Genomic DNA, 26,679 nt, shown 5'->3' with positions numbered 1-26,679 from the left:
TAAGTTGTACTAACCGTATTATCCAAGGCTGGCGACCAGCTGCCAGATATACCATTGTTGGATTGTGTAGGCAAAGGGTCTAAGGTATCACCCTCACAAATAGGGTCTATGGGATCGAATAATGGGTCAACCAATGGATTAACCACGATTTCCAAAGTTACCTCTTGAGCACAATCTTGGCCAGGACCTGGTGTAAACGTATAAGTAGTCGTTGCTAAATTATTTAAAGCTGGTGACCAAGAACCAGATATTCCATCATTAGACATTATTGGAAGTGGCGCCAAGGCATCACCTTCACAAACAGGCGCAACAGCATCAAATTCTGGAAACTGTAATGGATTAACCACAATCTCTAAGGTGGCATTAGTTGCACAAGAATTGTCTGGAGTGAATGTATAGGTTGTAGTTACGGTATTATTAAGGGCTGGAGACCACGTCCCTGTTATACCGTTAGTTGAAGTTGTAGGAAGTGGCGCTAAGGTGTCACCTTCGCAGATTGAATCTACAGGGTCAAACAAAGGGGTCTCAACAGGCAAAACCGACAAGGTAAACATCTCTTCCGTGATATTACCACAAACATCGGCCACAGTGACCGTATAGGTTGTAGTTACAGTAGGAGAAAGTGTTGGATTAGGACTATTAGGGTTACTCACACCGTTAGTTGGTGACCAAGTATAGACCACACCACTAGGAATAGCTGCATTTACCACTTTACTTGACCCTTCACAGATGAAATCATCTTGCAACTGCAGGTTATCTACAAATGAGATACTATTGAAGCATACCGAATGCACATTGGAAAGCCCTCCTGTTGAACCTACAAATCCAAAAAATACAGAATCGTCGTTGGCGAAAATATTCCCTTTAACATCAAAAACTAAACTCAACCTAAGTTCACAATCAAAATAGACATTAAGGGTTGTTGAAGCAGCAAACCATTCTATTTTAATCTCATGGAAACTGCCATCTTCAATATTTTGACTGAAAGGACTTGCTTGAACTGGACCCGCCAAGTTTGTTCCTAAATTATTATGGTTCGGATTTCCATTACCCATTATAGAAATATGATCAAAAGAGGGGTCTCCAAGTAAGCCCTCAGCAGGAATATTGTTTTCATACGTATCAAACTCAACTGCTAGAGATGGTGAGATTCCTTGATATCCAACGCCGCCGCCAGCAGCACCAAGTTCTGGTGTTGAGGTGCCTTTAAAAACCAAAGCCATACCATCAGCGCCATTAGCATCCTTTGACCCAAAATTGTTTTGGTAAAGAATAAAAAAGTCCTCATCAAAATCAATCGGATTATCATACCAAACGCCACCAGCTTGGAAATTTAAATCTTGAGTTATGGTGTAACAATTATTTCCCTGATCAATGGCATCTCCAATTATAGAAGCATTTAATTGAGCTAACAAGTTATTGCTACATGCAATAAACAGAGAAACAACTATCCAAAGGTGTAAACGCAATTTTTTCTTTTATGGATGAAGATATTAAATGATAGCTACCGCTGCAATAAATCAGGTTATTTAGCGGAATTTTAACGTTATTCTGGTTATTTATTTAAGATTATCTTCAACGAATTCCAAAAGGTCACTTGGCTGACAATCTAAAGCCTTGCAAATAGCCTCCAACGTAGAGAAGCGAATAGCTTTGGCCTTGCCAGTTTTAAGGATGGATAAGTTAGCCGTGGTTATACCAATCTTGTCTGCCAGTTCATAGCTCTTCATACCTCTTTTGGCTAAAATTACGTCTAAATTAACAAGTATTGGCATATCTACACGGTTAGTTCATTTTCCTCTTTGGCGTGTTTTGCAACTTTAAATACCTCACTTAAAACCATAAAAAACAACCCTAAAGCTGTTATAAAAAGGTATGGGCTAAAACCTAGATTTATTTTTATTTCGCTTTTAAAATAAACGGCAAAAACAATGGCTAAAATCAGAGAAACTAAACCACTGTAGCATAAAAATTTACCAATAATTCCAAAATTTGTTATAACCTCATTGTGAAAAGGTTTCACTTTTTGAAAATAACTTAATGTCTTACGAAAAAGATAAACGCAATAGATATTTATATAAATCACTAAAGCCCCTATAAGAATAGTAATTTTTACTGGCCAACCGGTAATTTGGTCCTCCTCTTGGCCTAAACCTGGTAAAACTCTTATTATATCAGCATCCATAAACGCCATAACTACAAAAAATAGTACCATTGGAATTAATGGAATACACGTTAATATCCAGACAAAATCTATTAAACTTTTTAAAATTATTAATTTTCGCATTTTCAAAAAATTATTGTTTTACAATAACAAATTTAATAAAATTATTGTTTTACAATAATTTTTACTTTTTTTCAACACATATCTATAAGTATATTTGAGCAATGAATGCTAAAAAAATTATCATTTCTGAAAACAATAGACCGATTTGGCAGATTCCTTTAGCGGCTTTATTCTTTACAATTGCTGTTGGGTCTATTAGCTACAAAATATTTCTTTGGATAAGTAACGACGTACCTCTGAGCCTAAGTGTGGCTGATTTTAATACTGCTATTTATTTTAGTGCTTTAGGCGTTGGCTTCACCTACCGAAAAAGAATTTACATAGACCTTAAATCCTCTAGATTTAAACCTAGTTTTGAAGTTGGTCCTTTAAAATTTGGGAAATGGATAACTATAACAAACTATGAGTATGTATCCGTTTTTCATCAACCTTTAAAAGATGGAAGCTATATTTACGAAGTAAACTTATGGTATGACTCCAATAAACACTTTCAACTTTACGAAAAAAATGATTATAAAGATGCCTTTATCATTGGTTATCAGCTTTCTGAGGAGCTTAATATAGATTTATTAGATGCCACAGTTCCCAATGATTTTAAATGGATCGATAAAGAGAAATGGAAGAATCAAATGAATGAATCCTAAATTTCATTTATATTAAAGCAGCAACAATGTCCAAAACATTTACAACTATAGCACGTTATCAGTATTCTTCCGAAGCCCAAATTATTAAAGGACGATTAGAAGCAGAAGGTATTGAGGTATTTCTTAGTGACAATATCACTATAGATACGGACCCCTTAGTGAGCAATGCCATCGGTGGCGTTAAGTTAAAAGTCCTATCTGTAGACGTTATTAAGGCCAAGCATATTTTATCAACGATTCAATCTTTTTCTGTAGATGATAACGGAGAGCGCATCCAATGTCCCAAGTGTAATAATGAACATATCAATATATATTCAAGTATTAAGGATCTAAAATCCCTTTTATCTTTTATTCTTGGCTTTGTGTCTGGAACTTTACCCTTTAGCACAAGACACCACTATAAATGCGACAACTGCAGTTTTGAATTCCCTATTAAATAATACTATCTTGCGCCGAAATTTATTTTTATGCACTTAAAGTCTCTCGTTACAGTCATTGCCCTACTTGTCCTTATCCCTTGGAGTTTTGCACAAGAATTCCCTCAACAAGATCTCGACTCTATAACTTTGACTTCAGAGCGTATAGACTTACCTTTTAGAGAAAATTCGAGGACCATCAACATTATAACAGCTGCCGATATAAAAAAAAGTGCTGCTGTTAATATAGCTGACGTATTGCAACAAGTTGCAGGTATTGATATGCGCAGACGTGGTACTGGTGGCACCCAAGCGGATTTACACATTCGAGGCGGAAACTATAATCAAACCTTATTGTTAATTGATGGCATAAAAATGGATGATGCCCAAACAGGGCATCACACCATGAATGCCGCATTGCCTATAGAAGTTATAGAGCGCATTGAAATTGTTAAAGGGCCCGCGGCAAGGGTTTTTGGACAAAATGCCTTTACAGGTGCCATCAATATTGTAACCAAGAAAAGTTTTGAAAATACCCTTTCTGCAAATCTAGAAGCTGGTTCTTTCGGACAATTAAATGGCAATATTACAGCAGGCGTACAGCAAGAGAATGCTTCACACATTCTACATGCTGGACGAGTGACATCTGAAGGTTATCGTCCAAATTCAGATTATGATAATGCCAATTACTTTCTAAAGAGTATTTTTAATAAAAACCGTCAGCCTGTAGAGCTCATTGCATCCTTACTAGAACGAAATTTTGGTGCTCAAAACTTTTATACGCCAACGCAGTTTGGATTAACCGAGTATGAAGAAACCCAAAACAGCCTTATTGGTTTAACCACAACATTTAGAAAGAATAATCTAAAAATTAGGCCAAGAATCTATTGGAGACGCAACCAAGACAGGTATCAATTGGTAAGGGATAACCCTAGGGCAAGAAACTTTACAGTTAACAATAAAATAGGTGCAGAACTCAACGCTTCTTACAGTTCTAGTCTAGGAATAACAGGGTTTGGAATCGATCTTGCAAAGGTAGATATGCGCAGTAATTCACTTGGTAACAGAAACCGTTTTATGACAACGGTTTTTCTAGAACACCGTTTTAAATTACTGAACAACAAATTGGATATTACTCCAGGTATAGCTGCAAATTATTTTTCTGACTTCAAATTCAATGCATTTCCTGGCGTTGATGTTGGGTACGAGATTTCAAATCGTTTCAAAGTTTATGGTAACGCAGGATACACCTACAGGGTCCCAACTTATACAGAACTATTTATAATTGTTCCAGGACGTGAGGGTAACGAAAACTTACGGCCAGAAGAGGCGATTTCCGCCGAAATTGGTATGAAATATGCCAACAGAAATTTTAGCACGTCCATGGCGCTTTTTTACAGAGATACCAATAATTTAATCGATTATGCCAAAAATACCGAAACCGCCCCTTTAGTGGCAACTAATTTATCTGAAGATATCCGTTCTCAAGGGATTGAGCTAGATGCCAACTATTATTTCAAACTGAATAATAGCACACATCAGTTGGGAGTCAATTATACATTTATTGATGATGAGGTTGAAGATTTAAACTTAGACTTTTTACTATATTCCGTAAACTCGCTCAAGCATCAGTTTACAAGTAACTTCAGGTCTCAATTAACAAAGGCACTTAATGTTAATGTCATTTACAAATATGCTGAACGTACGTCTGGGCTCTCTTACAATGTATGGGACGCCTCCATTATTTATGGAATGAAGGCCTTAGAACTGACCATAACCGCCAGTAATATTTTTGATGCTGACTTTATTGAGCAAGACCCTATACCCATGCCACCGAGCAATGTTCTTTTTGGTTTGAGGTATGATTTCCAATAAAACCTGCCAATTGACTTAAATAAATATCTATTTAGTAAATTTTCTGACGTTTTATTAACTTTGATTTCATAAACTAATTTCTTTTGCAGCTTAATCTACAACAGATTCCACGAGTCGAAACCATTTCTAAAGCCGACTTTATTAAGCATTACTTTAAACCGCAAAAACCCGTGGTTATAGAACGCTTCATTGAAGACTGGCCCGCCTATAATAAATGGGATTTAGATTATATGAAAGCCGTTGCTGGTGATAAAATCGTGCCCCTCTACGACAATCGTCCAGTAGATTACAAAGATGGTTTTAACGAAGCTCACGCCAAAATGAAAATGAGCGACTACATAGACCTTTTAAAGCGCGAGCCTACAAAATTCAGGATTTTTTTATGGAATATACTTAAGGAAGTTCCAGTACTACAAAATGATTTCAGCTACCCAGACTTTGGTATAAGGCTCATGAAAGGATTACCAATGCTATTCTTTGGTGGAAGAGCTTCTTACACCTTTATGCATTACGATATTGATTTGGCTAATATTTTTCATTTTCATTTCGAAGGTAAAAAACAATGCATCTTATTTGATCAAAAACAGAATAAGTATTTATACAAAGTTCCACACTCTCTAATAACGCGAGAAGACATCAATTTTGCAAATCCAGATTTTGAAAAGTGGCCAGCCTTAAAACATGCTCAAGGTTGGGTCTGTGATTTAAATCATGGTGAGGTTCTTTACATGCCTGAAGGTTATTGGCATTACATGCGATATATAACTCCAGGTTTTTCTATGAGTTTAAGAGCTATTGCTCGGAATCCAAAAAATTTAGGAAAAGCGTTATACAACGTTTTTCTTATGCGTATTTATGATAATCTTATGCGCAGAATGCAAGGTCAAAAATGGATTGATTGGAAAAACCAGAAGGCTATTGAAAACACCAATAAGTTTGCATAATAGACTCTGACTTTGATCACTTACTATTTGTATATTTGCCGCTAATAAAAATTTCTACGATGAAAAAAATTGTTTTAATTACTGCACTTTTGGCCTTTACTTTTGGAAATTCTCAAGCCTTTAAAGGAAAGGATGACAGTAAATTCCAAGTCGGTGCCAATTTTCAATCTGGCGGTACAGGATTGAATGCCTCATACGATTATGGTATTGGTGAAAACATATCTTTAGGCGTCTCTTCAACCTATATTTTAGGGGTTGATAGCAATATAGATGCAGATTTTAAAGATCGGTTTGATGTAAGGGCTAGATTCAATGCTAATATTGGTAACGTTCTGGCTATTGATGAGAACTTTGATTTATATCCAGGCCTCAGCTTTGGATTGAAAAATTTTGGAGCACATGTTGGAGCTCGCTATTTTTTCTCAGATGGTTTTGGACTGTATACTGAACTCAATACACCTTTAGCAAAATACAATACTGACGACCTCACACCAGCTGAGGAATTAAATAATCAATTTACCATTAGTATTGGGGCATCATTTAATCTTTAAACACCCCTGTTTTAGAATATAAAAAGGCCTTTTCACATTATTTGAAAAGGCCTTTTTTATAAGTATTCATTGAGTTTTTCATAGATAAGATGAGATTCCCAGCCACGGTAAAGTAGATAGTCAGCAACCTTCCGTTTTTTCTTAAATAAATTAGTCTCTTTGACTTGGTCAATACGTTTTCTTATCAATTCATCTAAAGTATTGTAATAGTCAATCTCATCTATTTCACCTAGTGCTTTATCAATACTATATTTAGAAATTTCTCTAAATTTTAGCTCTTTAACCAATCTGTTTTTACCCCATTTTTTAATGCTAAACTTACCTCTAACAAATGTCTTCGCAAAGCGCTCCTCATTTAAATAATTGCCTTCTATAAGCTTCACCATTATGGCATCTATAGCTTCAGGAATCATCCGCATACTCCTTAGCTTAGTTCTTACCTCTTTATGACAACGCTCTTGGTACGCACAATAATGCTCCATACGTTTTTGCGCTTCATCGACAGTATATGTTTTTTGTAGATCCAATTGCTTGAAATATAAGTTTTTAACAATTAATATTGCATATTTGTTATAGCGAAAGTTAATGAATCTTCATTGCTTAGCTCCAAATCAACTTAAATTTTTCCCTCATGAAAAAAATTACCCTTTTTTCGCTTCTACTGACTGCACTAAGTATCTCAGTTTCTGGACAAATTAAAATTGCTGAATTAACATTTGAAAATGCTGGAGGCTATACAACAAGTATTCCAGAATTTACTGATGCAGATAAGGACCATTTCCTCAGAACGGACGGATCAGACACAGCTGGCGAAGTCTTTACTAATATACAAGGTAATTTCTATTTTCATGCTCAAGATATTGATGGCGAAGGCGCATTATTGCCCGTTAGTCTTTTGATTAACGATTTAAATATTAGTGGCTATGAAAATTTAGAACTACGGATACATCTAGCAGAGGATGATGCTGGTGCTAGTCAAGATTGGGATGAACCAGATTATGTTCACATCAATTTTGATATTGATAATTCTGGAACATTCTCTAATTTGTTATGGATTGAAAACGATGGGAGTACTTTCAATTCGGCACCCTTTATTGATACCGATTTTGATGGTACAGGTGATGGCATTGAAATAACGGATAATTTCGAACAATTTACAGAAAGTATTACTGGTTTTGGTACGTTATTAGATATTCAAATTATCTTCTCTTTAGATACTGAGGATGAAGATATCGCAATTGATAATATTGAATTATGGGGAACACTTGCAACTTGTTCATCGACTACAACATGGGACGGAACAACATGGGATAATGGCGCTCCGGATATAAATACGTCAGCCATAATCAATGGCCCATACACGACATCAATACCAACCGCTGGTAGCTTCACAACATGTAATTTAGAAGTAAATGCGAACTTATTTGTTGATAATGGTGATTTTGTGGAAGTAATCAATGACGTTACAGTCAATGCAGGAACACTTACCACTGAAACTCAGGGAAGTTTCGTGCAACGCGGATCAACGTTTACACTGTCAGGAGGAGATGCTGTTGTTATTAAAACAACAATTCCTAATACAGAAAACGATTATACCTATTGGAGTAGCCCTGTAGATAACATAAGTATCTTAGATGGGCTTACAGAAGCAAATCCAAACCGTCGCTATACTTTTAATTCTAATAACTATTTGGATTCTGATGGCGACGGCGTGGACGATGATGCTAACGCTTGGACGGATGTTACAGATACAGATATTATGGAAGCAGGTAAAGGCTATATCTCCATGCATGGGTTTTTCCCTATTGGTTTTGGAGTTGGATATGACTACCTATTTGAAGGCCCTTATAATACAGGTGATATTTCTCAGGCGGTACCATTTGATCCAAGTAATACCGTAAATCACTGGAATTTATTAGGGAATCCTTACCCATCAGCTTTAGATGCAGATGACTTTTTTACTGCAAATACTAGTGTAGTTGCATCTGAACTTTTCATGTGGTCTCAGGTTAGCCCTCCTAACGATACGAACCCAGGTAATGAGGTCTTAAATTTTAATCAGAATGATTATATTACTATTAACTCCATGGGTACTGCAGGTAACGGGACTACTCCTGCTCCATCAAATAGTGTGCCTTCTGGTCAAAGTTTCTTTATACCGTCAATCAGTGCCGGAAATGTCATTTTTACAAATACCATGCGACTTAGTGGAGCCAATGTAAATGATGAATTTTACAGAAACGGACAACAAAATACCTACGGCGAAATTGAAAGGCTTTGGCTTAATCTTAGTTCAGATATTGGTGTTTATAGCCAAATATGTGTGGCATACTCCAATAATGCGACTGATGGTTATGATGGCAAAGGCATTGACACAGAGCGCAATTATGCTGGGAATGCTGGTTTATTATATTCAACTGACAATAATAATGCAGGGTTCTACGTCATTCAAGGAAAAGCCAAAAGTAGTTTAAACGAAAATGAAATAATCAATGTTGGTTTCGCCTCATACCTTTCCACATCTGAAATCTATTCGATTTCGTTACCTGATTTTGAAGGAGAATATTTAGAAAATAATCCCATTTATCTCAGAGATAATGACCTTGGTATTGTTCATGACCTTAAATCTAGCGCATATGAATTTATATCTATTGGTGGTGATTTTGCAAATCGATTTGATATTATTTTCGCCGATAGCACCTTATCTAATTTAGAAGACCAGTTGCTAATTAATGGATTTACTATAGTTGAGAATGAAGACGATTTGGTTGAGTTTACCCTTTCAAATAAAGAGGTAATCTTTGATAGAATTGAAATATTCGATGTACAAGGAAGAAAAATATTTGATTTTAATGGCGACTCCAACCTAGAAATATTTGACTTTTCAGATTTTAAAAGCTCTATTTTTATAGCAAAAGCCCATATCTCAAATGGTCAAGTTATTACCAAAAAAGCGATTAAACGCAAATAGCTTTAATGATATAGCAATAAAAAAGCCTCTTTAATAAATGAGGCTTTTTTTATAAATTGTATTGTACGGCAATAATTAGGTTTCTCCCAGGTGCAGCTATCCCAGAGGAATAAGGCCTATAGCGTTGGTCTGTGATATTCTCTAAACTTGCTGTGAGGCTTAAATGGTCATTAAACGTATACTGAGACCTTAAATTAAATGTGTACCAAGATGGGGAATATGGGTTGCCATTTTCATCTAAAGCATAAATATAATCCTTTGATAATTCAGACGGTGCCAATTGATTAAATGATAATTCATTGTTGTAGACCACAAAGGCATCTAGCAGCAATCTGTTTTTATTCCAAATTAAATGTGTACGCCCAAAATTTGGAGCAACATGTCTAATAGGGACTTCAACATTGTTATTGTCTTCGGTTCCTCCAATAACGTTGTATTGGGACCGAAGTTTTAAGGCCTTGATAACGTTAACCTCTATACCTGCCTCAAATCCATATATCCAAGCTTTAGATGCATTCTGAACGGATTGAACGGTACTGAGCTCACCATCATAGATGATTTCCGTTGCACCATTAAGCTGTGCGTTTCGCCGTATCAATGCGTTATCCAAAAAGGTATAATAGGTTCCTAAATCAATACGTACTTTATTGTCAAAATTCAACAAAAGGCCCAACTCTCCTCCATAAGCATATTCCGCCTCTAAATCATTGTTAGGGATGACGACCGAACCTGGCTCAGAGTCGAAAACTTTACCAATATCGTCGATATTAGGTGCCCTAAATGCTGTTGAAAAATTGAGTTTCCATCGAATAATATCACTAGGAAACCAAGAAAATCCGGCAGAGCCCGTAAGTGCCCCTGTGTTTACTTCTGAATCATTAAAGGGAAGATTTAAGAATTGATTGTTTTCTTCAAAATTAGCTCTTGCTACAATTTGATTATAACGCAAGCCTGATTGAAACACTAGCTTAGGACTTGCCCTATATTTAAAATTAGCGTAGGCCGCAGCAGATTGCCAGGTAGATCCATCTGGGTATCTGGTTACATTTGGGCTACTTGTATTTTGAAGAATATCTTCTTCCCTACTTTCTGAACCTACATAATTGAAGAGATATTCCAAACCATAAGAGAAGCTGATTTTGGTGGTTAATCGTTTTTCAAAATCTAAGTTAAATGAAAATACATTTACATTTTCTGCTCTAACTTCTCTTAATGGCGATTGAAAACGCCTCACTTTTCTACTTTCCTTAAAATTCTGGTAAGCTAAGGTGGTTTGTAATTTATCATACAGGTTCGACCTGCTACTACGTTTTGTCATTTGAAAATTAGTCATAAACCACTGTTGTGGTCCATAGTCCCACTCCGCCGAACGCAATCCGTTACCATCTGGCCGTATTAACCTATCGTACCTTGGATAATCTGATGTTGTCGTAAAATAGATTCCGAAGTCAAAATTGAGTTTTTGAGACGGTGTAAACCTAACTTTCTGCATTAGATTTACTTGGCTATAGCCTGTTGGTATTTGACGCTCAGGATTAGAATTTGGCACAACAACATCTTGGCCGTTATCTCGTATAACGTAAGTTGACCTAAGGTACTCCTCAGGGCCATTACTGCCCATTCTTAAATCATCAAAATCCGTATATGTAATATTGGTTAAGAATCCCCATTTTTTATAACCCAAATTAAAATTAGTATGACCTGTTTTCTCATTATTAGCGCTAGAATACCGAGTCATGATCCCAGTACTAATAAATGGCTTTTCATTATCACTTAATGTCGGTTTTTTAGTATAAAAACTCATTACACCACCTATAGCATCACTACCATAAATTACAGAACCAGAGCCCAAGGTAACCTCAGTATTTTGAACCGAAAGTGGGTCTATTGAAATAACATTTTGAACGTTGCCCCCTCTAAAAATGGCGTTATTCATTCTAACACCATCTATGGTTATAAGGAGTCTATTGGTAGAGAAACCTCTTATCATAGGACTTCCACCTCCCAACTGGCTTTTTTGAATAAAAATATTACCAGAGTTATCTAATAAATCTGCACTGGTTTGCGGATTGGCCAGTTTAATATCTCCCGCATCTAAACTAATTATCGTTTGAGGGATATCGCGCTTGCGCTGTTCAAATTTTGAAGCTGATAATACAATTTGGTTTAAGCTTTCTACATTAGGTTTTAGAAATATTTGAAAATTATCAATTGCTATCGCCGCTTTTGTCATTGAAATAGCTTCATAAAGGAAATTGTCGAAAAAAAGAAGCTCATCAATTTGGAAAATATCAAGACTTGCCTTTCCATTTATATCCGTAAAAACCGATTTGTCTTTTCCTGAATTACTTATTGCCACATAAGGTATAGGTTGTTTTGTGCCTACCTCAAAAACAGTTATAGTTTGGCCCATTCCCAATTGAGAAAAAAGCATTAAAACAAAGGATAAGTAAAGACGTTTGTAGTTATATCTTAACAGCATAATATCACTCGCAAAAAACTTAATGAAACACGTCATTTAGCACCTTCAATGACTTGGGTTTTTTAAAACCTTCCAAATGTAATTCAAAATAAAACAATATCATATTCAAAAATGACTGGCGTTGTTCTGAATTAATTTTCACTTCTTTTAAGTCATCAAAATTTATGCCCAACAGACGTTTTAAAAGGTATAAATTATGACCTGATATGGAGTATAAGCCGTAATCTGTATTTTCAAAAATACCGGATTGAAGGTTAAAAAAAGTGCTTTTGTGAGTTTCTTGTTCTGGCTGAAAACCGAGATATCTGGTTAGTTTAAGTAGAAATAGCAAATGAAAATTAGCATAATCTCCCTCAGCGTCTAGATACTGCAGTGCAGTTTCAATAAAGGTATATAACCCTTCATTTTTTTCTTCTTCATTAATTGTATTAGCCAAAATCTCTGACAAAAAAAGCACAATAGCAGATTTAAAAATATTGGAATGGAGACTCTTGTAGATATAATAAGGTTTCACTTCTTTAAAGTGGTGCAGTGTTCTTTTTGGGTAGAAATTTTCCTCTACAACCAACTGAGTTAGCGGTTGAAAATAAACCACTTTACTAGATGATTTCTTTGACTTTAAAACACCTTTTAAAATATAGCTTACTAAACCTCTTTCTTTGGTGAAACACTTAACTATAAGGTCTGATTCTCCATATTTTAGTTTAGAGAGTACAATACACTTGTTCTTAGTAAGCATAGGAACTATCTAATGATTAACACCTTTAAAACCTTGGTCTCAAAAGAATCTAAATCTGAAATTAAGATTAGATAAACGCCCGATCTCACCACAGCGTTAGCGAGATTTTTTCCGTTCCAAATGGCTGTTCCTCCATCGATAGCAAAATTATAATTTGCATTTGAAGACCTTAAATTTACATTAGATTGTGCCTCTGCGACCAAATTCCCTTCGATATCCGTTATCTTAATATTAACACGTTCTGTAAGACCTGCTATTTTAATACCTTTTGTTATATCATTTAAGTCGCTAGATCCTAGCAAATTGTATTCTGGTCTTACAGGATTTGGATAGACATAGGCTTCTTCTAGTGATTCCTCTGGTTGCGAACCACCAGCTCTAAAGGACAGTAATCCTCTTGTGGTAGCAATAAATACCGAGCCGTCTTGAGGATTAATGGAAACATCGATAATTCTATTGGATGGTAGTGGAGAATTTTCCGTGGTAAAATGATAAATGGTATTCTGACCATCTGGAGAAAAGTAGAACAACCCTGAGTCTACTGTGCCAATCCATTTATTATTAGAACCATCTACTTCAATATCTGAAATGGTCTGACCCGCAAGAAGCTCTTGAGGTATTCCGTCTTCTAACACAATAATTGAACTAAGGCTTGGGTCTGGGTCATCATAAAACCCAGACGTATTAAATAACACCCTTAACCCTGTAAAAGTACCGACCCAAAGTTGATTTCTGGTATCTATAGCCAAGGAAGTGATTCTTGGAAATGGGACATTTTGTTCTTCCGTACTTAAGGTCCTTATAGGATTATTGGCTATGCCCTCATTAAAAGCGTAAAGCCCATTAGAGTAACCACCAATCCACTTAGTACCATTATTATCAATATCTATTTCAAAGAAACCAAACTCTCCAGTCAATGGGTCTTCGTAAATACTCGAAAAATCATAGCCTTGCCAATTCCCGTTGGCAGGGTCATAAGATTTTAAGGGGTTTGGTGCTCTAGAGGTCAGTGACCATAGTACACCATTTGAGTCAAAAGTAGAAGCACTTACCCTAATACTAATAAAATTTGGAGCATTAGGGACAACTAGCGATTCTAAGCCGCTATTTGATTCATCATATAAAACTGTAGCCTCAAAATTATCCATTTGCAAAATACCGTCTTGAAATGAGCTAATATATATTTGATTATTATTGAACGGATTTATCGTTATGGTATTAAGGTTTCTAGCACCTAAAAGACTATCAAAAGGGATACTAACCCATTGCTCATCTCTATAGTAACTAATTCCTCTGGCTCTTGTTGGAGAGGGATTAAAAGACTGAGAATAATCTCCAAATGTTGCCCAAACTGTACCTGTCTCGGCATTAAGTTTAAATGTTTCATTAAACAAAGGACCATTTGGCTTGATTTCTATATACTCAGAATTAGAAGATATATTTGTGAGAACTCCAAAGTCTTGGGTACCTATATATACAAATTGTCCAAGTATTGCAGCAGATGAAAAAACAGTATCAAATTCTTCGTTTGGGAGAAAAGTATTCTCCAAGAGTAAGTTGTCATCATATAAATAAATAGCGCCAGACGAAGAATAAATTAGGTTTGTATCGCTCACTTCACTGTCAATTGGCTGTGAATTTAATGTAAACAGAAAATTGGAGGTGTTTCCTTCAATCTCGAATAGATCGCTATTAGTTCTCACCGTGTAAACCTTATCATTAAAAGTATTTGCCGTGAGAAAATTTCCTGAGATAACAATATTCCACTCCTGAAAGTCAATTAAGTTAGGACTGGTAAGATCTGCTATTTTTATACCATTATTATCAGAACATGCTGCGTAGATATTGGTTCCTAAAACAGTGACTTGGTTGACCTTTATCTGGGTGCCACCATTACCAATAAAGTAGGTGTCACCAAACTCTAAACGCTCTAAATCATATACGGAGATACCAAAGTCTGTAGAAATATAAATTAAACCCTCATTTTCATAAAAATGATTAATCCGTTTGTTAACTGGCGTTATATTGTCTTTTTCTAGGATATCAACGACGGAGAAGACTGATTCTTCTGAAATTGAATACAATTCTATTAACCCAGTTTCGTAGCCAATAAGCAAATAATCAAATTCGTTACTATAGTAGATGGTTGTAATTTGTTCACCCGAAAGACCTTCAACGGTTGTAATTGTTTTAACCTCATCGCTTATTGGATCATATTTAAAAACGGCATTTTGTGCTGCAGCATATATAGTGCCTTCTGCACTAACGACATCAACAACATTATTGTAAGAATAATGTGATTGCCATAGTGCTGAAAAATTTTGTCCAGTAATAAGGTTATAAAAACCTGTCATAACCAATAAAACCCAAAAGGCAGATTGCTTCATCGCATCAAAGTTTGTCCAAATATATTTAATACTTAACGATTAGGGAGATACTTTCATATAAACTACAATAAAAAAGCTCCCATGATTTCATGGAAGCTTTAATTCAATTTCAATTATTAGATTATACAACACCTTGCGCTAACATGGCATCTGCAACTTTAACAAAGCCAGCAATATTTGCACCTCTAACATAATCTACTGTACCGTCGTCATTTTTACCATATTGCACACAAGAAGCATGGATATCGGACATAATTTCTTTCAACTTCTTATCAACTTCTTCGCGCGTCCAGCTTAATCTTAATGAGTTTTGGCTCATTTCTAGACCTGAAGTTGCTACACCACCAGCATTTGATGCTTTTCCTGGCGCGAACAATATTTTTGCATGTTGAAATTCGTGAATAGCTTCTGGAGTTGACGGCATATTGGCCCCTTCTGAAACGCACGTACAACCATTTGAAATAAGCTGTTTGGCTTCCTCACCGTTAAGCTCGTTTTGCGTTGCACAAGGTAGTGCGACATCGCATTTAACGGACCAAGGTCTTTGGCCTTTAAAATATTTAGCATTTGGATATTTATTAACATACTCACTAATGCGGCCACGCAGTTCATTTTTAAGTTTCATAACAAACTCAAGCTTTTCAGTGTCTATACCGTCTTCATCTAAAATATAGCCTCCTGAATCAGAAAGTGTTAACACAGTAGCACCAAGCTCTAAAGCCTTCTCTGCAGCATATTGCGCCACATTTCCAGAACCTGAAATAACCACTTTTTTACCTTCAAAAGAGTCATTTTTTGTTTTAAGCATGTTATCTGCAAAATAAACGGTACCATACCCTGTAGCTTCTGGTCTAATAAGAGAACCACCCCAAGATTGGCCTTTACCAGTTAATACACCAGTAAATGTATTTTTTAGTTTCTTATACTTACCAAACATAAACCCTATCTCACGTGCACCTACTCCAATATCTCCGGCTGGCACATCTGTATTATGGCCAATATGTCTAAATAACTCTGTCATAAAAGCGTGACAGAACCTCATTATCTCATTATCACTCTTGCCTTTTGGGTCAAAATCAGAACCACCTTTTCCACCTCCCATAGGCAATGTTGTAAGACTGTTCTTAAATACTTGCTCAAAAGCTAAGAATTTTAAAATACTAGCATTTACTGTAGGATGGAATCTTAACCCTCCTTTATAAGGACCAATTGCAGAATTCATCTGAATTCTGTAACCTCTATTCACTTGAATTTCTCCCGAATCATCAACCCAACAAACCCTAAACGAAATTAAACGCTCGGGCTCCACCATTCTCAAAAGAATATTTTTACCATGATAAATATCGTGCTTCACGATGTAAGGAAGTACGGTCTCTGCAACTTCCCTTACAGCCTGTAAAAATTCAGGCTCATGGCCATTGCGCTTTTCTACCATTTCTAAAAAAGCTTCAATTTTTTCTTTCATATGAAATATTATTAAGAAATTGTGATTTATAGGCAACAAATATACATTATCTGTAAAAATAACTGCTTATTTTTTTTATATTGTCAATTAAATTTTAATTTTCATAACATGTAATAAATATCTTCTCCCTAATAAGAATATTGCATTTTATCCGTTTTATTTTGTAGTTAATCGAGTTTTTATATATTTGTTTAACATTGGCCTAAACCAATTTTTATGGGCATATACATTAGGAAGATGATTTTACTAGTTGTACTGTTCTGCTCAGTACAACAAAGCTTCTCACAACTAGGTTTTTCTCACGAAATTGGTGCCTTTATTGGAGGTGTAGCTTTCCAATCTGATTTTGGCGTTAGACGAGATTTTCAGACCAATTCTGGGAATACTGGTATTGCCATCGGTATTGTTCACTACATCAACTTTGCCTATCGGGCAGATTGTAACTGTTATTCTACAGATACTTATTTTAATGATCATTTTAAATTACGAAGTGAAATCGCTTGGAACAAAACAAAACTTAATCACTTTGGTGAATGGGTAGAAGATTCAAAAACAAGTGATAATGCTGATAGACTCAGGGCTCATTCTGGAGAGGCTCAGAACTGGGATATTGGTATGCAACTAGAATATTTCCCAAGGAGTATAAGGGCTTTTTCAGCAGGTGTATATTCTTTTGCCCCTTTCGCGGCTCTAGGTGCACATTATGTTTCCTTTAATCCTTCTGTTGAAACTACTTATGGTACGGGAAATCCGCAAAACCCTAATAACTATTACACATTTTGGCAGCAGGCCTCTGGAGGAGATCCCTTTGTTAGCGATGAAAGTGGATCTACTTGGTCGGTAGTTGCAAGTGTTGGTACGCGTTACAAACTGACGATACTTTCAGATTTGTTTGTTGAGTTGAGGTGGCAATATTATTTTGATGATTTTGTGGATGGTCTTAATCACAAACTTGATTCTAACAAAGCTAATGATTGGAACCTCTGGTTAAATTTTGGCTACATTTATTATTTAGATTAGTCATAACTCAAAAAAAAAAGACAAGCAATAAATTACTTGTCTTTATACTATTTTTAAAATATTAGGTTTATCCTATGGCTTGTTTCAAGTCTTCTATTAAGTCTTCTTCATCTTCAATCCCAACGCTTAATCGAATTAGAGAGTCAACCACTCCTGTTTTTTGGCGCTCTTCTTTTGGAATACTTGCATGAGTCATACTCGCAGGATGCCCAGCAAGAGACTCTACACCGCCAAGTGATTCTGCCAAAGTAAATACCTTTAAATTCTCCACTATTTTTATAGCTTCTTCATAACTATTGCCTTTTGTAACGAATGACACCATTCCTCCAAAATCGTTCATTTGAGACTTAGCGATGTCATGGTTAGGATGACTTTCAAACCCAGGCCAATAGACCTTTTCTATCTTTGGATGCTTTACCAAATATTCTGCAACAGCTCTTCCGTTTTCGCAATGGCGCTGCATTCTCACATGCAGGGTCTTAATACCTCGAAGTGCCAAGAAACTATCTTGTGGGCCACAAACCGCGCCACTAGCATTTTGAATAAAATAGAGTTTATCAGCTAAATCTTTATCCTTAACTACTAAAGCTCCCATAACTAAATCACTATGGCCACCTAAATACTTTGTAGCAGAATGCATTACAATATCTGCCCCAAGGTTTAATGGTTGTTGCAAGTATGGTGTAGCAAAGGTATTATCTACCGCCAGCATAATCTTATGTGCCTGTGCAATCTCAGCGGTTGCCTTAATATCAATAACATTCATCATTGGGTTTGTAGGCGTCTCTACCCAAATTAACTTTGTATTGACATTGATAAATGATTCTATATTTGAGGCGTTTTCCATACCTATAAAATGGAACTTTATTCCAAAATCTTCAAAAATCTTTGTGAATAAGCGGTAAGTTCCACCATACAAATCGTTTGTTGATATCACCTCATCACCAGGGCTCAACAATTTAATTACAGCATCGATAGCTGCCAAGCCAGAACCAAAGGCCAAACCATAATTTCCATTTTCAATACTTGCAAAAGCTTTTTCTAAAGCATTCCGTGTAGGGTTATGGGTTCTAGAATATTCGTAACCCTTGTGCCCACCAGGAGTAGATTGCGCATAAGTAGATGTTTGATATATCGGAGGCATTACAGATCCATAAGCCGGATCATGTTCTTGCCCTCCATGGATAGTTTTAGTATTAAATTTCATATGAGTTTGGTTTAAATTGCCTTAGACGAGATTAAAATAAAAACATACGGTAAGGCGTTTTTATTAAGGACAACAAAAATAATGGATAATTCGCTCCTTTCAAACCTAAGTTATACCTTTATTATATCACTTTACACATTCTATTATGCTGAAAAAATCACTGCTTACTTTAATAATATTTGTGTCTTTAATGGCCTGTACATCTGAAACCAAAAGTATTACCTTTAAAACCATAGAAGTTAAAACGGCTTTTGATGCCGATATATCAGTTTTATATGACGTTGCCGAAGGAACCAATGGGGTTAGTACTACTATTAATAAGCATATAGAACAAGCCATCGTCGAAAGTATCGGCCTTGATAGCTCCTTAAAAGACATTTCTACCGTCCTAAAAACATTTAACAAGCAGTATGTTGAATTTATAACTGATTTTCCTGATTCTGCACTTGCCAAATGGGAATTACAAGTAGAAACCGAAAAAACATATCAGTCTGATGATGTCATTACCTTGGCAATTAGTGTTTACGAATATCAGGGTGGAGCACATGGAAACAGCCATATCCATTTATTGAATATTAATCCTAAAACTGGAAAAATCTTTAAACTAGATGCTATTATTGAAGACATAAAGGGATTTGAAAGTTTAGCTAAAACATATTTTATTAAAAACTTAACTCAAAAGGACGAAAATTTAAAAATGGAAGATTACTTTTTCGGAGAGCCCTTTCACTTGCCAGAAAATATGGGTTTCAGTGATGATGGATTTATTTTATTATATAACGTCTACGAAGTTGCTTCTTATGCTCAAGGCTATACAGAATTTGCCATCCCATATGATGACATGGACCCTTATTTAAAACTATATTAGGTTGCTGTTTTTGTGAGCTTCTTTATAAATGGTTCAACCGTTAAACCTTGCCCTAAAATAGAAGCTACAACAACAATATAGGTTATAACAAGAAACAGCTCCCGATGCATTTCTTTGGATAGACTCAGTGCCAAGGCAATAGAAATACCACCACGTAATCCACCCCATGTCATTATAAGATTAGTTCGCGGAACAAAATCAAGCTTTTTCGCAAAAAGTGTGATTGGCGGCCATAATGAAATGTAACGACATAAAAGTATTACAGGTATTGCTATGAGACCTGCATAGATGTATTTTCCTTCTAAAGTTAGAACTAACATCTCCATACCAATCATCACAAAGAGCACAGTATTCAACAATACATCTATCATTTCCCAAAACTTATCGACATAAGCCTCAGTCGTTTCAGACATGGCGGAGTTTCTAATTGTATCATTACCAACCATCAGCCCTGCCGTTACCATAGCCAAAGGTGCTGACAAATGAAATTTATGCGCTAGCATAGTTCCTCCCATGACAGATGCAATAGTTAGAATGACCTCAATTTCATAATTATCAATAGAACGCATTAAGCGATAGGTGACCCAGCCCAATAAAAGGCCTAGACCAATACCACCAATAACTTCCTGACCAAATAAAGTGGCAATATCTGAAAAATCTAGAGGTGCATTTGGCTTCGCTGCGATGGCAAAAATGGTTAGAAAAACTACAACACCAACGCCATCGTTAAACAGGGATTCACCAACAATTTTTGTTTCTAATTTTTTTGGAGCACCAGCTTTCTTCAATATACCTAAGACAGCTATAGGGTCCGTTGGTGAAATTAAAGCACCAAATAGGAGACAATTGATAAAGGTAACCTCAATGCCTATTGCATTAATAATATAGAACATAGCGATACCCACAAGAAACGTAGATACTAAAACTCCTAATGTTGCAAATAATAAAATCGGTCCACGCTGTACTCTCAATTGTTCAAAATTAGTATGAAGTGCCCCTGCGAAAAGGAGAAAACTCAACATAATATCCAATAAAACGGTTTCAAAATCAATACTATTAATAAAGGCCTTTTCACTAACTAGAAGTGTGTCATCAAACTGAGCCAAAGCAATTACTGCAATTGTAAAAATTATGGTTATGAGCATCAATCCTATAGTTATAGGTAACTTAAGAAAGCGAACATTGATATAACCAAATATTGCAGATAAAACAATAAGAATAGTGGCAATTGAATAATAATCCATAATACTAAATGAGTTTTCTTAAGGCATAAATATAACCTAAATGGATACCTTCATGAAAATTATTGAACTCTATAGCTTCGTCTAATGAGGTAATAGTACTTTTTGTAGAAACCGTATAAGTAGTATAGGTTTTAAAACGTTGGGCTTTGTAGTCTTTCTCGGTTTGTTCAATCGTTGAAAACAGTAACCCTTTTATGACATTTACTTCCTGTTCAAACACCAACTGGTCTGGCTTAGTTCCTTTTCTGTATTTGTTTATAAATGCTGTATCTATAATCGGTTCTAGTCCAGATAAGGTATAGACTAAAATTTGTTGTGTTGCAACGACATGAGCAATATTCCAAATGATATTGTTATTAAATCCTCTTGGAATCTTATTCAGATCCTCCAGGCTTAAGTTTTCGAGATAAGATTTGAGAATAGTTCTGTTCTTGGTTGTGATATCAAACGCCCAATCCATGACTTATATTTTTCTTAAAAGTACTGAAATTTCAATCGAAATACAGTTATTTTGTACTGTTTAAAATAATCCTAGCCAACCAATGAATACGTTTTTCTATTTGAGCACCTGCAATACTTGTACACGAATTATGAACGAACTCAACCTTCCGAATGATATTGTTCTTCAGGACATAAAAAATGATGCTATTACTGAAAAACAGATAGAGCAAATGAGAGCTTTAACGACATCTTACGAATCCTTGTTCAGTAAGCGAGCACGTTTGTATAAGGAAATGAACCTTAAGGATAAAAACCTGTCTGAAGACGACTATAAATCGTATATTTTAGAACACTACACTTTTTTAAAACGTCCTGTGTTAATTTACAATGACATTATGTTTATTGGGAATTCCAAAAAGGTGGTTGAAGCTGCCAAAACAGCATTGAATGCATAGCAGAGGATTTGCAATTTTAGCACTCTTTTTAGTGCAGCTATTATACGGACTTAATTACACCTTTGCAAAGGTAATTATGAACGGTAGTTTTGTAAAACCATTCGCGCTAACCCTGCTCAGGGTAGGAGGTGCTGCTGTTTTATTTTGGTTATTTAGCCTTGTAATGCCCTCAGAAAAAATAGAGCGCAAGGACTATCTAAGGTTTTTGGTTGCTGCTATATTTGGAGTGTTTATTAACATGCTTTTATTTTTAAAAGGTGTTGAACTAACAACGCCCATACATGCGGCCTCCATAGTTACGATTACACCAGTTATTATATTGATACTATCGGCTCTTATTCTAAATGAAAAAATTACCGCTCTTAAGGTCTTTGGTGTTGTACTAGCCTTTTCTGGAGCTATTGTGCTAACATTTTACGGAAAGTCACTTAGAGCAGGTGATAACGTTTTTCTTGGCAATGTATTAGTATTTATAAATGCCATTTCTTATAGTATCTATATCATTTTAATTAAACAACTTACTACCAAATACCACCCTTTTACTTTTATTAAATGGCTCTTTTTATTTGGCTTTGTTATGGTGCTACCATTTGGTTATAACGAACTTCAAAACATTGAATGGTCTAGTTTTACACCTTTTATATCGTTTTCTGTAATTTTTGTGGTTGTAGGTGCCACTTTCGGCACATATTTACTTAACCCTATGGCCTTAAAAAAACTTAAGGCTTCGACCGTTGGTGTTTTTATTTATCTGCAACCCGTATTAGCGGGTCTTTTTGCAATTATAATGGGAGAAGATGCCATAGATACAGTAAAGATTATTGCCATGGCCCTTATTTTTTCTGGTGTATATTTAGTATCTATTAAACCTAAAAAATCAATATAATTTGGCTTATGAGCACAACATATTCTCATCGATTAACGATATCCCTGAGTCGTATTGGGCAGACTTAAAATGTAAACATAATATCTACTTTAGGCCAGAGTTTTTACATTCATACGAAATAGCGAATAGAGATATCTCCTTTGGCTATATTTTTATTCTTAAGAAAGGCAAAGCAATTGCCTTAGCCTATACCCAATTGATAACCATTAGCATCAAAACAATTACGAAAAATACACGCATGCTATCTTGGTTTCGTGAACTTATTGATAGCATATTTTGTAGAAGTCCTTTACGAGTATTGTTCTGCGGCAATGTATTTCTTAGTGGCGAATATGGCGTTTTTCTCAAAAAAGAAGCTGATAAAACCGAAGCTTTCAATGCTATAGCTGATGCCATTAAATCGCTATCTCATAATACCAAGAGGTTACACGCACTTTTCATTAAAGATTTTGAGCAAGACTCACTCCATATTACGGATCAACTTCATCGTTTTGATTATGCCTCAATGAATGTGGAACCTAATATGATTATTGATTTAAAACCGCAATGGCAGAGTTTCGATGATTATAAAAAGGCTTTAAAATCGAAATATAGGATTAAGGCCAATAAGGCTGATTCTAAAAGTGAAAAGCTTAACGTTAAGTTACTTACGGAAGATGATATTAAAACCAACTTAGAGTCTCTTCAGAACCTCTATCAAAACACCATAGATAATGCCGACTTCAATGCTCAGATATTAAATCTTCAAACATACATTCATTTAAAATCTACTTTTAAAGAACGGTTTATTGTTAAAGGGTACTTTTTAGATGGGCGGTTAGTTGGGTTTTTATCCGCAATGCACAACAACCTTAATTTAGACGCTCATTTTATTGGTATTGATTACGCACTTAATAAATCTTATGCTATTTACCCAAGAATATTGAATGACTATATCCGACTTGGAATTGAGGTTGGCGCCCATAAAATAAATCTAGGACGTACGGCTTCAGAAATAAAAAGTACTCTTGGTGCCCTACCTCAGCAACTCACGTGCTACTGTAGACACAAAAGATATCTTCCAAATCTAATTCTCAAACCATTTATAGCCAACGTCCAAATAAAAACCTACAAACAGCACCAACCCTTTAAATAACTAGACTTGTATGGGTTTAGGTCTAACACCGTACTTTCTAGTATCTTCTTTAGTCAGTACTTTAAAACCATCGGATTTAGGAAATTTTTGAGACAATTCGAGCATTTCTTTTGGTAGACCGGTAAGTTTTCTCAATTTCAAATCTATCCAACCGCCTTGCATCTCACAGTGCGCTAGGTGCTCACCTTTATGATTGTAGAAGTCATGTTCAAACATAAAAAGCATACCGTCTTCACTCAGTCCTGACACCTTAATAGTTACCGTTATTGGCGCACCAATAAAAGATTCTTTGAAATAGTACATATGCTCATAAAACACCACTGGTCCTATACCATTTTTTAAAATATCTTTCATGGTAAAGCCAAACTCATTAAAAAACGACATCCTTGCATGACTCATAAAGTTAGTGTAGGCAGAATTTGCCAGGTGCCCATTGGCATCAACATCACTCCATCTAATTTCAAATTGCTTCTTGTACATAATTATAGGTTAGTTAAGGCGCAAATTTAAAAATCTTAAAGGCTACGCTATATTATTTACATAGAATTTAACAGGCGACTTTCAACTTACATTTTTGTACCTTTGCCCAACTTTAATAGTACCATTGATAATGATACAATCTATGACAGGCTACGGGAAATCTGTTCTACAGCTCCCAACCAAAAAAATTTCAATAGAATTAAAATCCCTTAATAGTAAAAACCTTGATGTCAACGCACGGATGCCCTCCATGTATCGTGCCAAAGAACTGGATATACGTAAACGTATTGCCGCTAATTTAGGTAGAGGTAAAGTGGATTTTTCACTTTATGTAGAAATTACCGGAGAAGATACTAGTTCCAAAATCAATAAAACTGTAGTCAACGAATATATTAAACAGCTTAAAGAGGTTGTTGATGGTGATACTACAGAACTTTTAAAAATGGCAGTTCGTCTACCAGACGCAGTAACCACGGAACGTGATGATATTGATGAAGAAGAATGGCACGCCATTGAAAATGGAATTGATGAAGCGATTTCAAAAATCGTGGCTTACAGAAAAGATGAAGGCGAAACATTAAAGCAAGATTTTTCCGAAAGAATAACCACACTTAAAAGATTGCTAGAGGAAGTAATCGTTATGGATCCCGAACGTATTGATGGCGTTAGGGCCAGACTAGAAAAGGGCGTGGCCGATATTAAGGAAAAGGTTGACGAAAATCGATTTGAGCAAGAGCTGGTCTATTACATCGAAAAATTTGATATCACTGAAGAAAAAGTTAGACTAGATAACCACTTAGACTATTTCTTAAAATCTTTAAATTCAGATGATTCCAACGGTAAGAAACTAGGTTTTATTTCACAGGAAATTGGACGAGAAATCAATACAATTGGCTCTAAAGCCAATTATGCACCGATGCAAAAACTCGTTGTACAGATGAAAGATGAGCTAGAAAAAATTAAAGAGCAACTACTTAACGTATTGTAGGTTTGGATAAAGGATTAAAACAAGGAAAACTCATTGTATTCTCTGCACCATCTGGGTCTGGAAAAACGACAATCGTAAGGCATCTATTAAGCCAACCAGAATTAAACTTGGAATTTTCCATCTCTGCAACCTCTAGAGAAGCCAGAGGAAACGAAATACACGGAAAGGATTATTACTATCTATCACTAAAGGAATTTAAGACTAAAATTAAAAACGATGAATTCCTAGAATGGGAAGAAGTTTATCGCGATAATTTTTACGGCACCTTAAAGTCTGAAGTTGAGCGAATATGGTCCAAGGGAAAGCATGTTATTTTTGATATTGATGTTTCGGGCGGTTTACGAATTAAACGAAAGTTCCCGGATCAGACTTTAGCCATATTTGTAAAGCCACCAGATCTTAACGAGCTGGTAAGGAGACTCAAGGATCGGGGTGAAGAAAGCCCAGAAAAAATAAGTATGCGTGTATCAAAAGCCCCTGCCGAATTGGCAACTGCACCACTATTTGATGAAATTGTTATTAATTCTAACTTAGAAGAAGCGCTTAAAAATGCTTATCAACTCGTGTCTGATTTTATCTCTAAATAACTATGAAAATAGGCTTGTTCTTTGGGACCTTTAACCCTATCCACGTTGGTCATCTTACTATTGGAAACCATATTGTTGAGCATAGTGACTTAGATCAGGTATGGTTTGTAGTTACACCTCAAAGCCCTTTTAAACAAAAAAGAAACTTACTAGATAATTACCAACGCCTAGAGATGGTTTATTTAGCAACAAAAGAGTATAATACCTTAAAGCCAAGCAACATAGAATTTGGTTTAAAGCAGCCTAATTATACAATTGATACATTGGCTTATCTAGAGGAAAAATATCCCGATCACCAATTTAGTTTAATTATGGGAGAGGATAATTTAAAAAGCTTCCATAAATGGAAAAATTACGAGCTCATTTTAGAGAATCACGGTATTTACGTTTATCCAAGGATTTCTAAAAGTGTTATTCCAGAACAATTTAAAAATCACGCTAAAATTTTTAACATTTCTGCGCCAATAATGGAGCTCTCATCTACGTTTATAAGACAAGAAATCAAAGCTGGTCGTAACGTTCGTCCAATGCTTCCCGATGAAGTGTGGAAATACTTAGACGAAATGAATTTTTATAAAAATTCATAATTGAAAGGATGTTAAACAAT

26 protein-coding genes are annotated in these 26,679 nt (G+C 35.6%); 14 read left to right on the top strand and 12 right to left on the bottom strand.

Going from position 1 to position 26,679, the window contains the following annotated elements:
* The 3 genes from J4050_RS14735 to J4050_RS14725 all read right to left on the bottom strand — a co-directional run.
* Positions 1–1,469 (bottom strand): L-type lectin-domain containing protein (locus J4050_RS14735; protein WP_208155383.1); only part of this gene is annotated, 1,469 nt, incomplete at its 3' end.
* 90 nt (positions 1,470–1,559) lie between these two features.
* Positions 1,560–1,775: a helix-turn-helix domain-containing protein gene (locus J4050_RS14730; RefSeq protein WP_208155382.1), complete on the bottom strand. Its 216-nt coding sequence runs from the start codon at positions 1,773–1,775 to the stop codon at positions 1,560–1,562.
* Between the two features lie 2 nt (positions 1,776–1,777).
* Positions 1,778–2,287 (bottom strand): DUF2975 domain-containing protein, encoded by a 510-nt coding sequence (locus J4050_RS14725; RefSeq protein WP_208155381.1) that lies wholly within the window; start codon positions 2,285–2,287, stop codon positions 1,778–1,780.
* Between the two features lie 101 nt (positions 2,288–2,388).
* On the opposite strand from J4050_RS14725, the gene J4050_RS14720 reads away from it, so the two are divergent.
* The 5 genes from J4050_RS14720 to J4050_RS14700 all read left to right on the top strand — a co-directional run bounded on the left by J4050_RS14720 (position 2,389) and on the right by J4050_RS14700 (position 6,717).
* On the top strand, positions 2,389–2,931 hold the full coding sequence (locus J4050_RS14720) for a hypothetical protein (RefSeq protein ID WP_208155380.1): 543 nt from the start codon (positions 2,389–2,391) through the stop codon (positions 2,929–2,931).
* 26 nt (positions 2,932–2,957) lie between these two features.
* Entirely contained in the window at positions 2,958–3,371 is a 414-nt protein-coding gene (locus J4050_RS14715) for a putative signal transducing protein (RefSeq protein ID WP_208155379.1), read from the top strand.
* Between the two features lie 27 nt (positions 3,372–3,398).
* A complete protein-coding gene (locus tag J4050_RS14710) occupies positions 3,399–5,222 on the top strand; it encodes a TonB-dependent receptor plug domain-containing protein (RefSeq protein ID WP_208155378.1) in 1,824 nt (607 codons plus the stop codon).
* Positions 5,223–5,305: 83 nt separating this feature from the next.
* On the top strand, positions 5,306–6,166 hold the full coding sequence (locus tag J4050_RS14705) for a cupin-like domain-containing protein (protein WP_208155377.1): 861 nt from the start codon (positions 5,306–5,308) through the stop codon (positions 6,164–6,166).
* 59 nt (positions 6,167–6,225) lie between these two features.
* Positions 6,226–6,717: a DUF6646 family protein gene (locus J4050_RS14700; protein WP_208155376.1), complete on the top strand. Its 492-nt coding sequence runs from the start codon at positions 6,226–6,228 to the stop codon at positions 6,715–6,717.
* Positions 6,718–6,773: 56 nt separating this feature from the next.
* Here J4050_RS14700 and J4050_RS14695 read toward each other — a convergent pair whose 3' ends face one another.
* Entirely contained in the window at positions 6,774–7,244 is a 471-nt protein-coding gene (locus J4050_RS14695; RefSeq protein ID WP_243878658.1) for a regulatory protein RecX, read from the bottom strand.
* A gap of 104 nt (positions 7,245–7,348) precedes the next feature.
* Here J4050_RS14695 and J4050_RS14690 point away from each other — a divergent pair, with 104 nt between their 5' ends.
* Positions 7,349–9,688: a RemA C-terminal-like gliding motility protein gene (locus J4050_RS14690; RefSeq protein ID WP_208155375.1), complete on the top strand. Its 2,340-nt coding sequence runs from the start codon at positions 7,349–7,351 to the stop codon at positions 9,686–9,688.
* A gap of 49 nt (positions 9,689–9,737) precedes the next feature.
* Here the strand turns inward: J4050_RS14690 and J4050_RS14685 are convergent, their stop codons facing one another.
* From J4050_RS14685 to gdhA, 4 genes are all read right to left on the bottom strand, one after another.
* Positions 9,738–12,122 carry a TonB-dependent receptor plug domain-containing protein gene (locus J4050_RS14685; protein WP_243878657.1) on the bottom strand — a complete coding sequence of 795 codons (2,385 nt, stop codon included), beginning with the start codon at positions 12,120–12,122 and terminating at the stop codon, positions 9,738–9,740.
* A 67-nt stretch (positions 12,123–12,189) separates the two neighbouring features.
* Positions 12,190–12,909: a DNA repair protein RecO gene (recO, locus tag J4050_RS14680; RefSeq protein ID WP_208155374.1), complete on the bottom strand. Its 720-nt coding sequence runs from the start codon at positions 12,907–12,909 to the stop codon at positions 12,190–12,192.
* A 5-nt stretch (positions 12,910–12,914) separates the two neighbouring features.
* A complete protein-coding gene (gene porZ / locus J4050_RS14675; RefSeq protein ID WP_243878656.1) occupies positions 12,915–15,296 on the bottom strand; it encodes a type IX secretion system anionic LPS delivery protein PorZ in 2,382 nt (793 codons plus the stop codon).
* Between the two features lie 121 nt (positions 15,297–15,417).
* Positions 15,418–16,761, bottom strand: a complete 1,344-nt coding sequence (gene gdhA, locus J4050_RS14670; RefSeq protein ID WP_208155370.1) for an NADP-specific glutamate dehydrogenase — start codon at positions 16,759–16,761, stop codon at positions 15,418–15,420.
* A gap of 216 nt (positions 16,762–16,977) precedes the next feature.
* On the opposite strand from gdhA, the gene J4050_RS14665 reads away from it, so the two are divergent.
* Positions 16,978–17,781, top strand: a complete 804-nt coding sequence (locus J4050_RS14665) for a THC0290_0291 family protein (RefSeq protein WP_208155368.1) — start codon at positions 16,978–16,980, stop codon at positions 17,779–17,781.
* Positions 17,782–17,848: 67 nt separating this feature from the next.
* Here the strand turns inward: J4050_RS14665 and J4050_RS14660 are convergent, their stop codons facing one another.
* The gene (locus J4050_RS14660) at positions 17,849–18,988 is read right to left on the bottom strand and encodes a cystathionine gamma-synthase (RefSeq protein ID WP_208155366.1); all 1,140 of its coding nucleotides are present in this window, start codon (positions 18,986–18,988) and stop codon (positions 17,849–17,851) included.
* Between the two features lie 145 nt (positions 18,989–19,133).
* Between J4050_RS14660 and J4050_RS14655 the strand changes: the two genes are divergently transcribed.
* Complete coding sequence (locus tag J4050_RS14655) at positions 19,134–19,856, top strand: DUF3298 and DUF4163 domain-containing protein (protein ID WP_208155364.1); 723 nt, start codon at positions 19,134–19,136, stop codon at positions 19,854–19,856.
* Here J4050_RS14655 and J4050_RS14650 read toward each other — a convergent pair.
* A complete protein-coding gene (locus tag J4050_RS14650) occupies positions 19,853–21,100 on the bottom strand; it encodes a cation:proton antiporter (RefSeq protein WP_208155356.1) in 1,248 nt (415 codons plus the stop codon). The genes J4050_RS14655 and J4050_RS14650 overlap by 4 nt on opposite strands.
* Positions 21,101–21,104: 4 nt before the next feature.
* Positions 21,105–21,560 carry a DinB family protein gene (locus J4050_RS14645; protein WP_208155355.1) on the bottom strand — a complete coding sequence of 152 codons (456 nt, stop codon included), beginning with the start codon at positions 21,558–21,560 and terminating at the stop codon, positions 21,105–21,107.
* A gap of 82 nt (positions 21,561–21,642) precedes the next feature.
* On the opposite strand from J4050_RS14645, the gene J4050_RS14640 reads away from it, so the two are divergent.
* From J4050_RS14640 to J4050_RS14630, 3 genes are read left to right on the top strand one after another with little or no spacing between them, the layout of a single operon-like run.
* Complete coding sequence (locus J4050_RS14640) at positions 21,643–21,996, top strand: arsenate reductase family protein (RefSeq protein ID WP_208155354.1); 354 nt, start codon at positions 21,643–21,645, stop codon at positions 21,994–21,996.
* Positions 21,989–22,882, top strand: coding sequence for a DMT family transporter (locus tag J4050_RS14635; protein WP_208155353.1), 894 nt, complete (start codon positions 21,989–21,991; stop codon positions 22,880–22,882). The genes J4050_RS14640 and J4050_RS14635 overlap by 8 nt, the downstream gene beginning before the upstream one ends.
* A gap of 1 nt (position 22,883) precedes the next feature.
* Positions 22,884–24,017 carry a peptidogalycan biosysnthesis protein gene (locus J4050_RS14630; RefSeq protein WP_208155352.1) on the top strand — a complete coding sequence of 378 codons (1,134 nt, stop codon included), beginning with the start codon at positions 22,884–22,886 and terminating at the stop codon, positions 24,015–24,017.
* On the opposite strand, the gene J4050_RS14625 is transcribed toward J4050_RS14630, so the two are convergent.
* A complete protein-coding gene (locus J4050_RS14625) occupies positions 24,018–24,497 on the bottom strand; it encodes an acyl-CoA thioesterase (RefSeq protein ID WP_208155351.1) in 480 nt (159 codons plus the stop codon). It lies immediately after the preceding gene.
* A gap of 130 nt (positions 24,498–24,627) precedes the next feature.
* Between J4050_RS14625 and J4050_RS14620 the strand changes: the two genes are divergently transcribed.
* From J4050_RS14620 to nadD, 3 genes are read left to right on the top strand one after another with little or no spacing between them, the layout of a single operon-like run.
* The gene (locus tag J4050_RS14620) at positions 24,628–25,485 is read left to right on the top strand and encodes a YicC/YloC family endoribonuclease (RefSeq protein WP_208155350.1); all 858 of its coding nucleotides are present in this window, start codon (positions 24,628–24,630) and stop codon (positions 25,483–25,485) included.
* Positions 25,486–25,487: 2 nt separating this feature from the next.
* Entirely contained in the window at positions 25,488–26,072 is a 585-nt protein-coding gene (gene gmk / locus J4050_RS14615; RefSeq protein ID WP_208155348.1) for a guanylate kinase, read from the top strand.
* Positions 26,073–26,074: 2 nt separating this feature from the next.
* On the top strand, positions 26,075–26,659 hold the full coding sequence (gene nadD / locus J4050_RS14610; protein ID WP_208155346.1) for a nicotinate (nicotinamide) nucleotide adenylyltransferase: 585 nt from the start codon (positions 26,075–26,077) through the stop codon (positions 26,657–26,659).
* The last annotated feature ends 20 nt before the right edge of the window (positions 26,660–26,679 follow it).

The sequence above is a fragment of the Winogradskyella pelagia genome, assembly GCF_017581965.1.
Taxonomy (GTDB): domain Bacteria; phylum Bacteroidota; class Bacteroidia; order Flavobacteriales; family Flavobacteriaceae; genus Winogradskyella; species Winogradskyella pelagia.
Note: the sequence above shows the minus strand (reverse complement) of the source record. Positions and strands in the feature narration are given on the sequence as shown.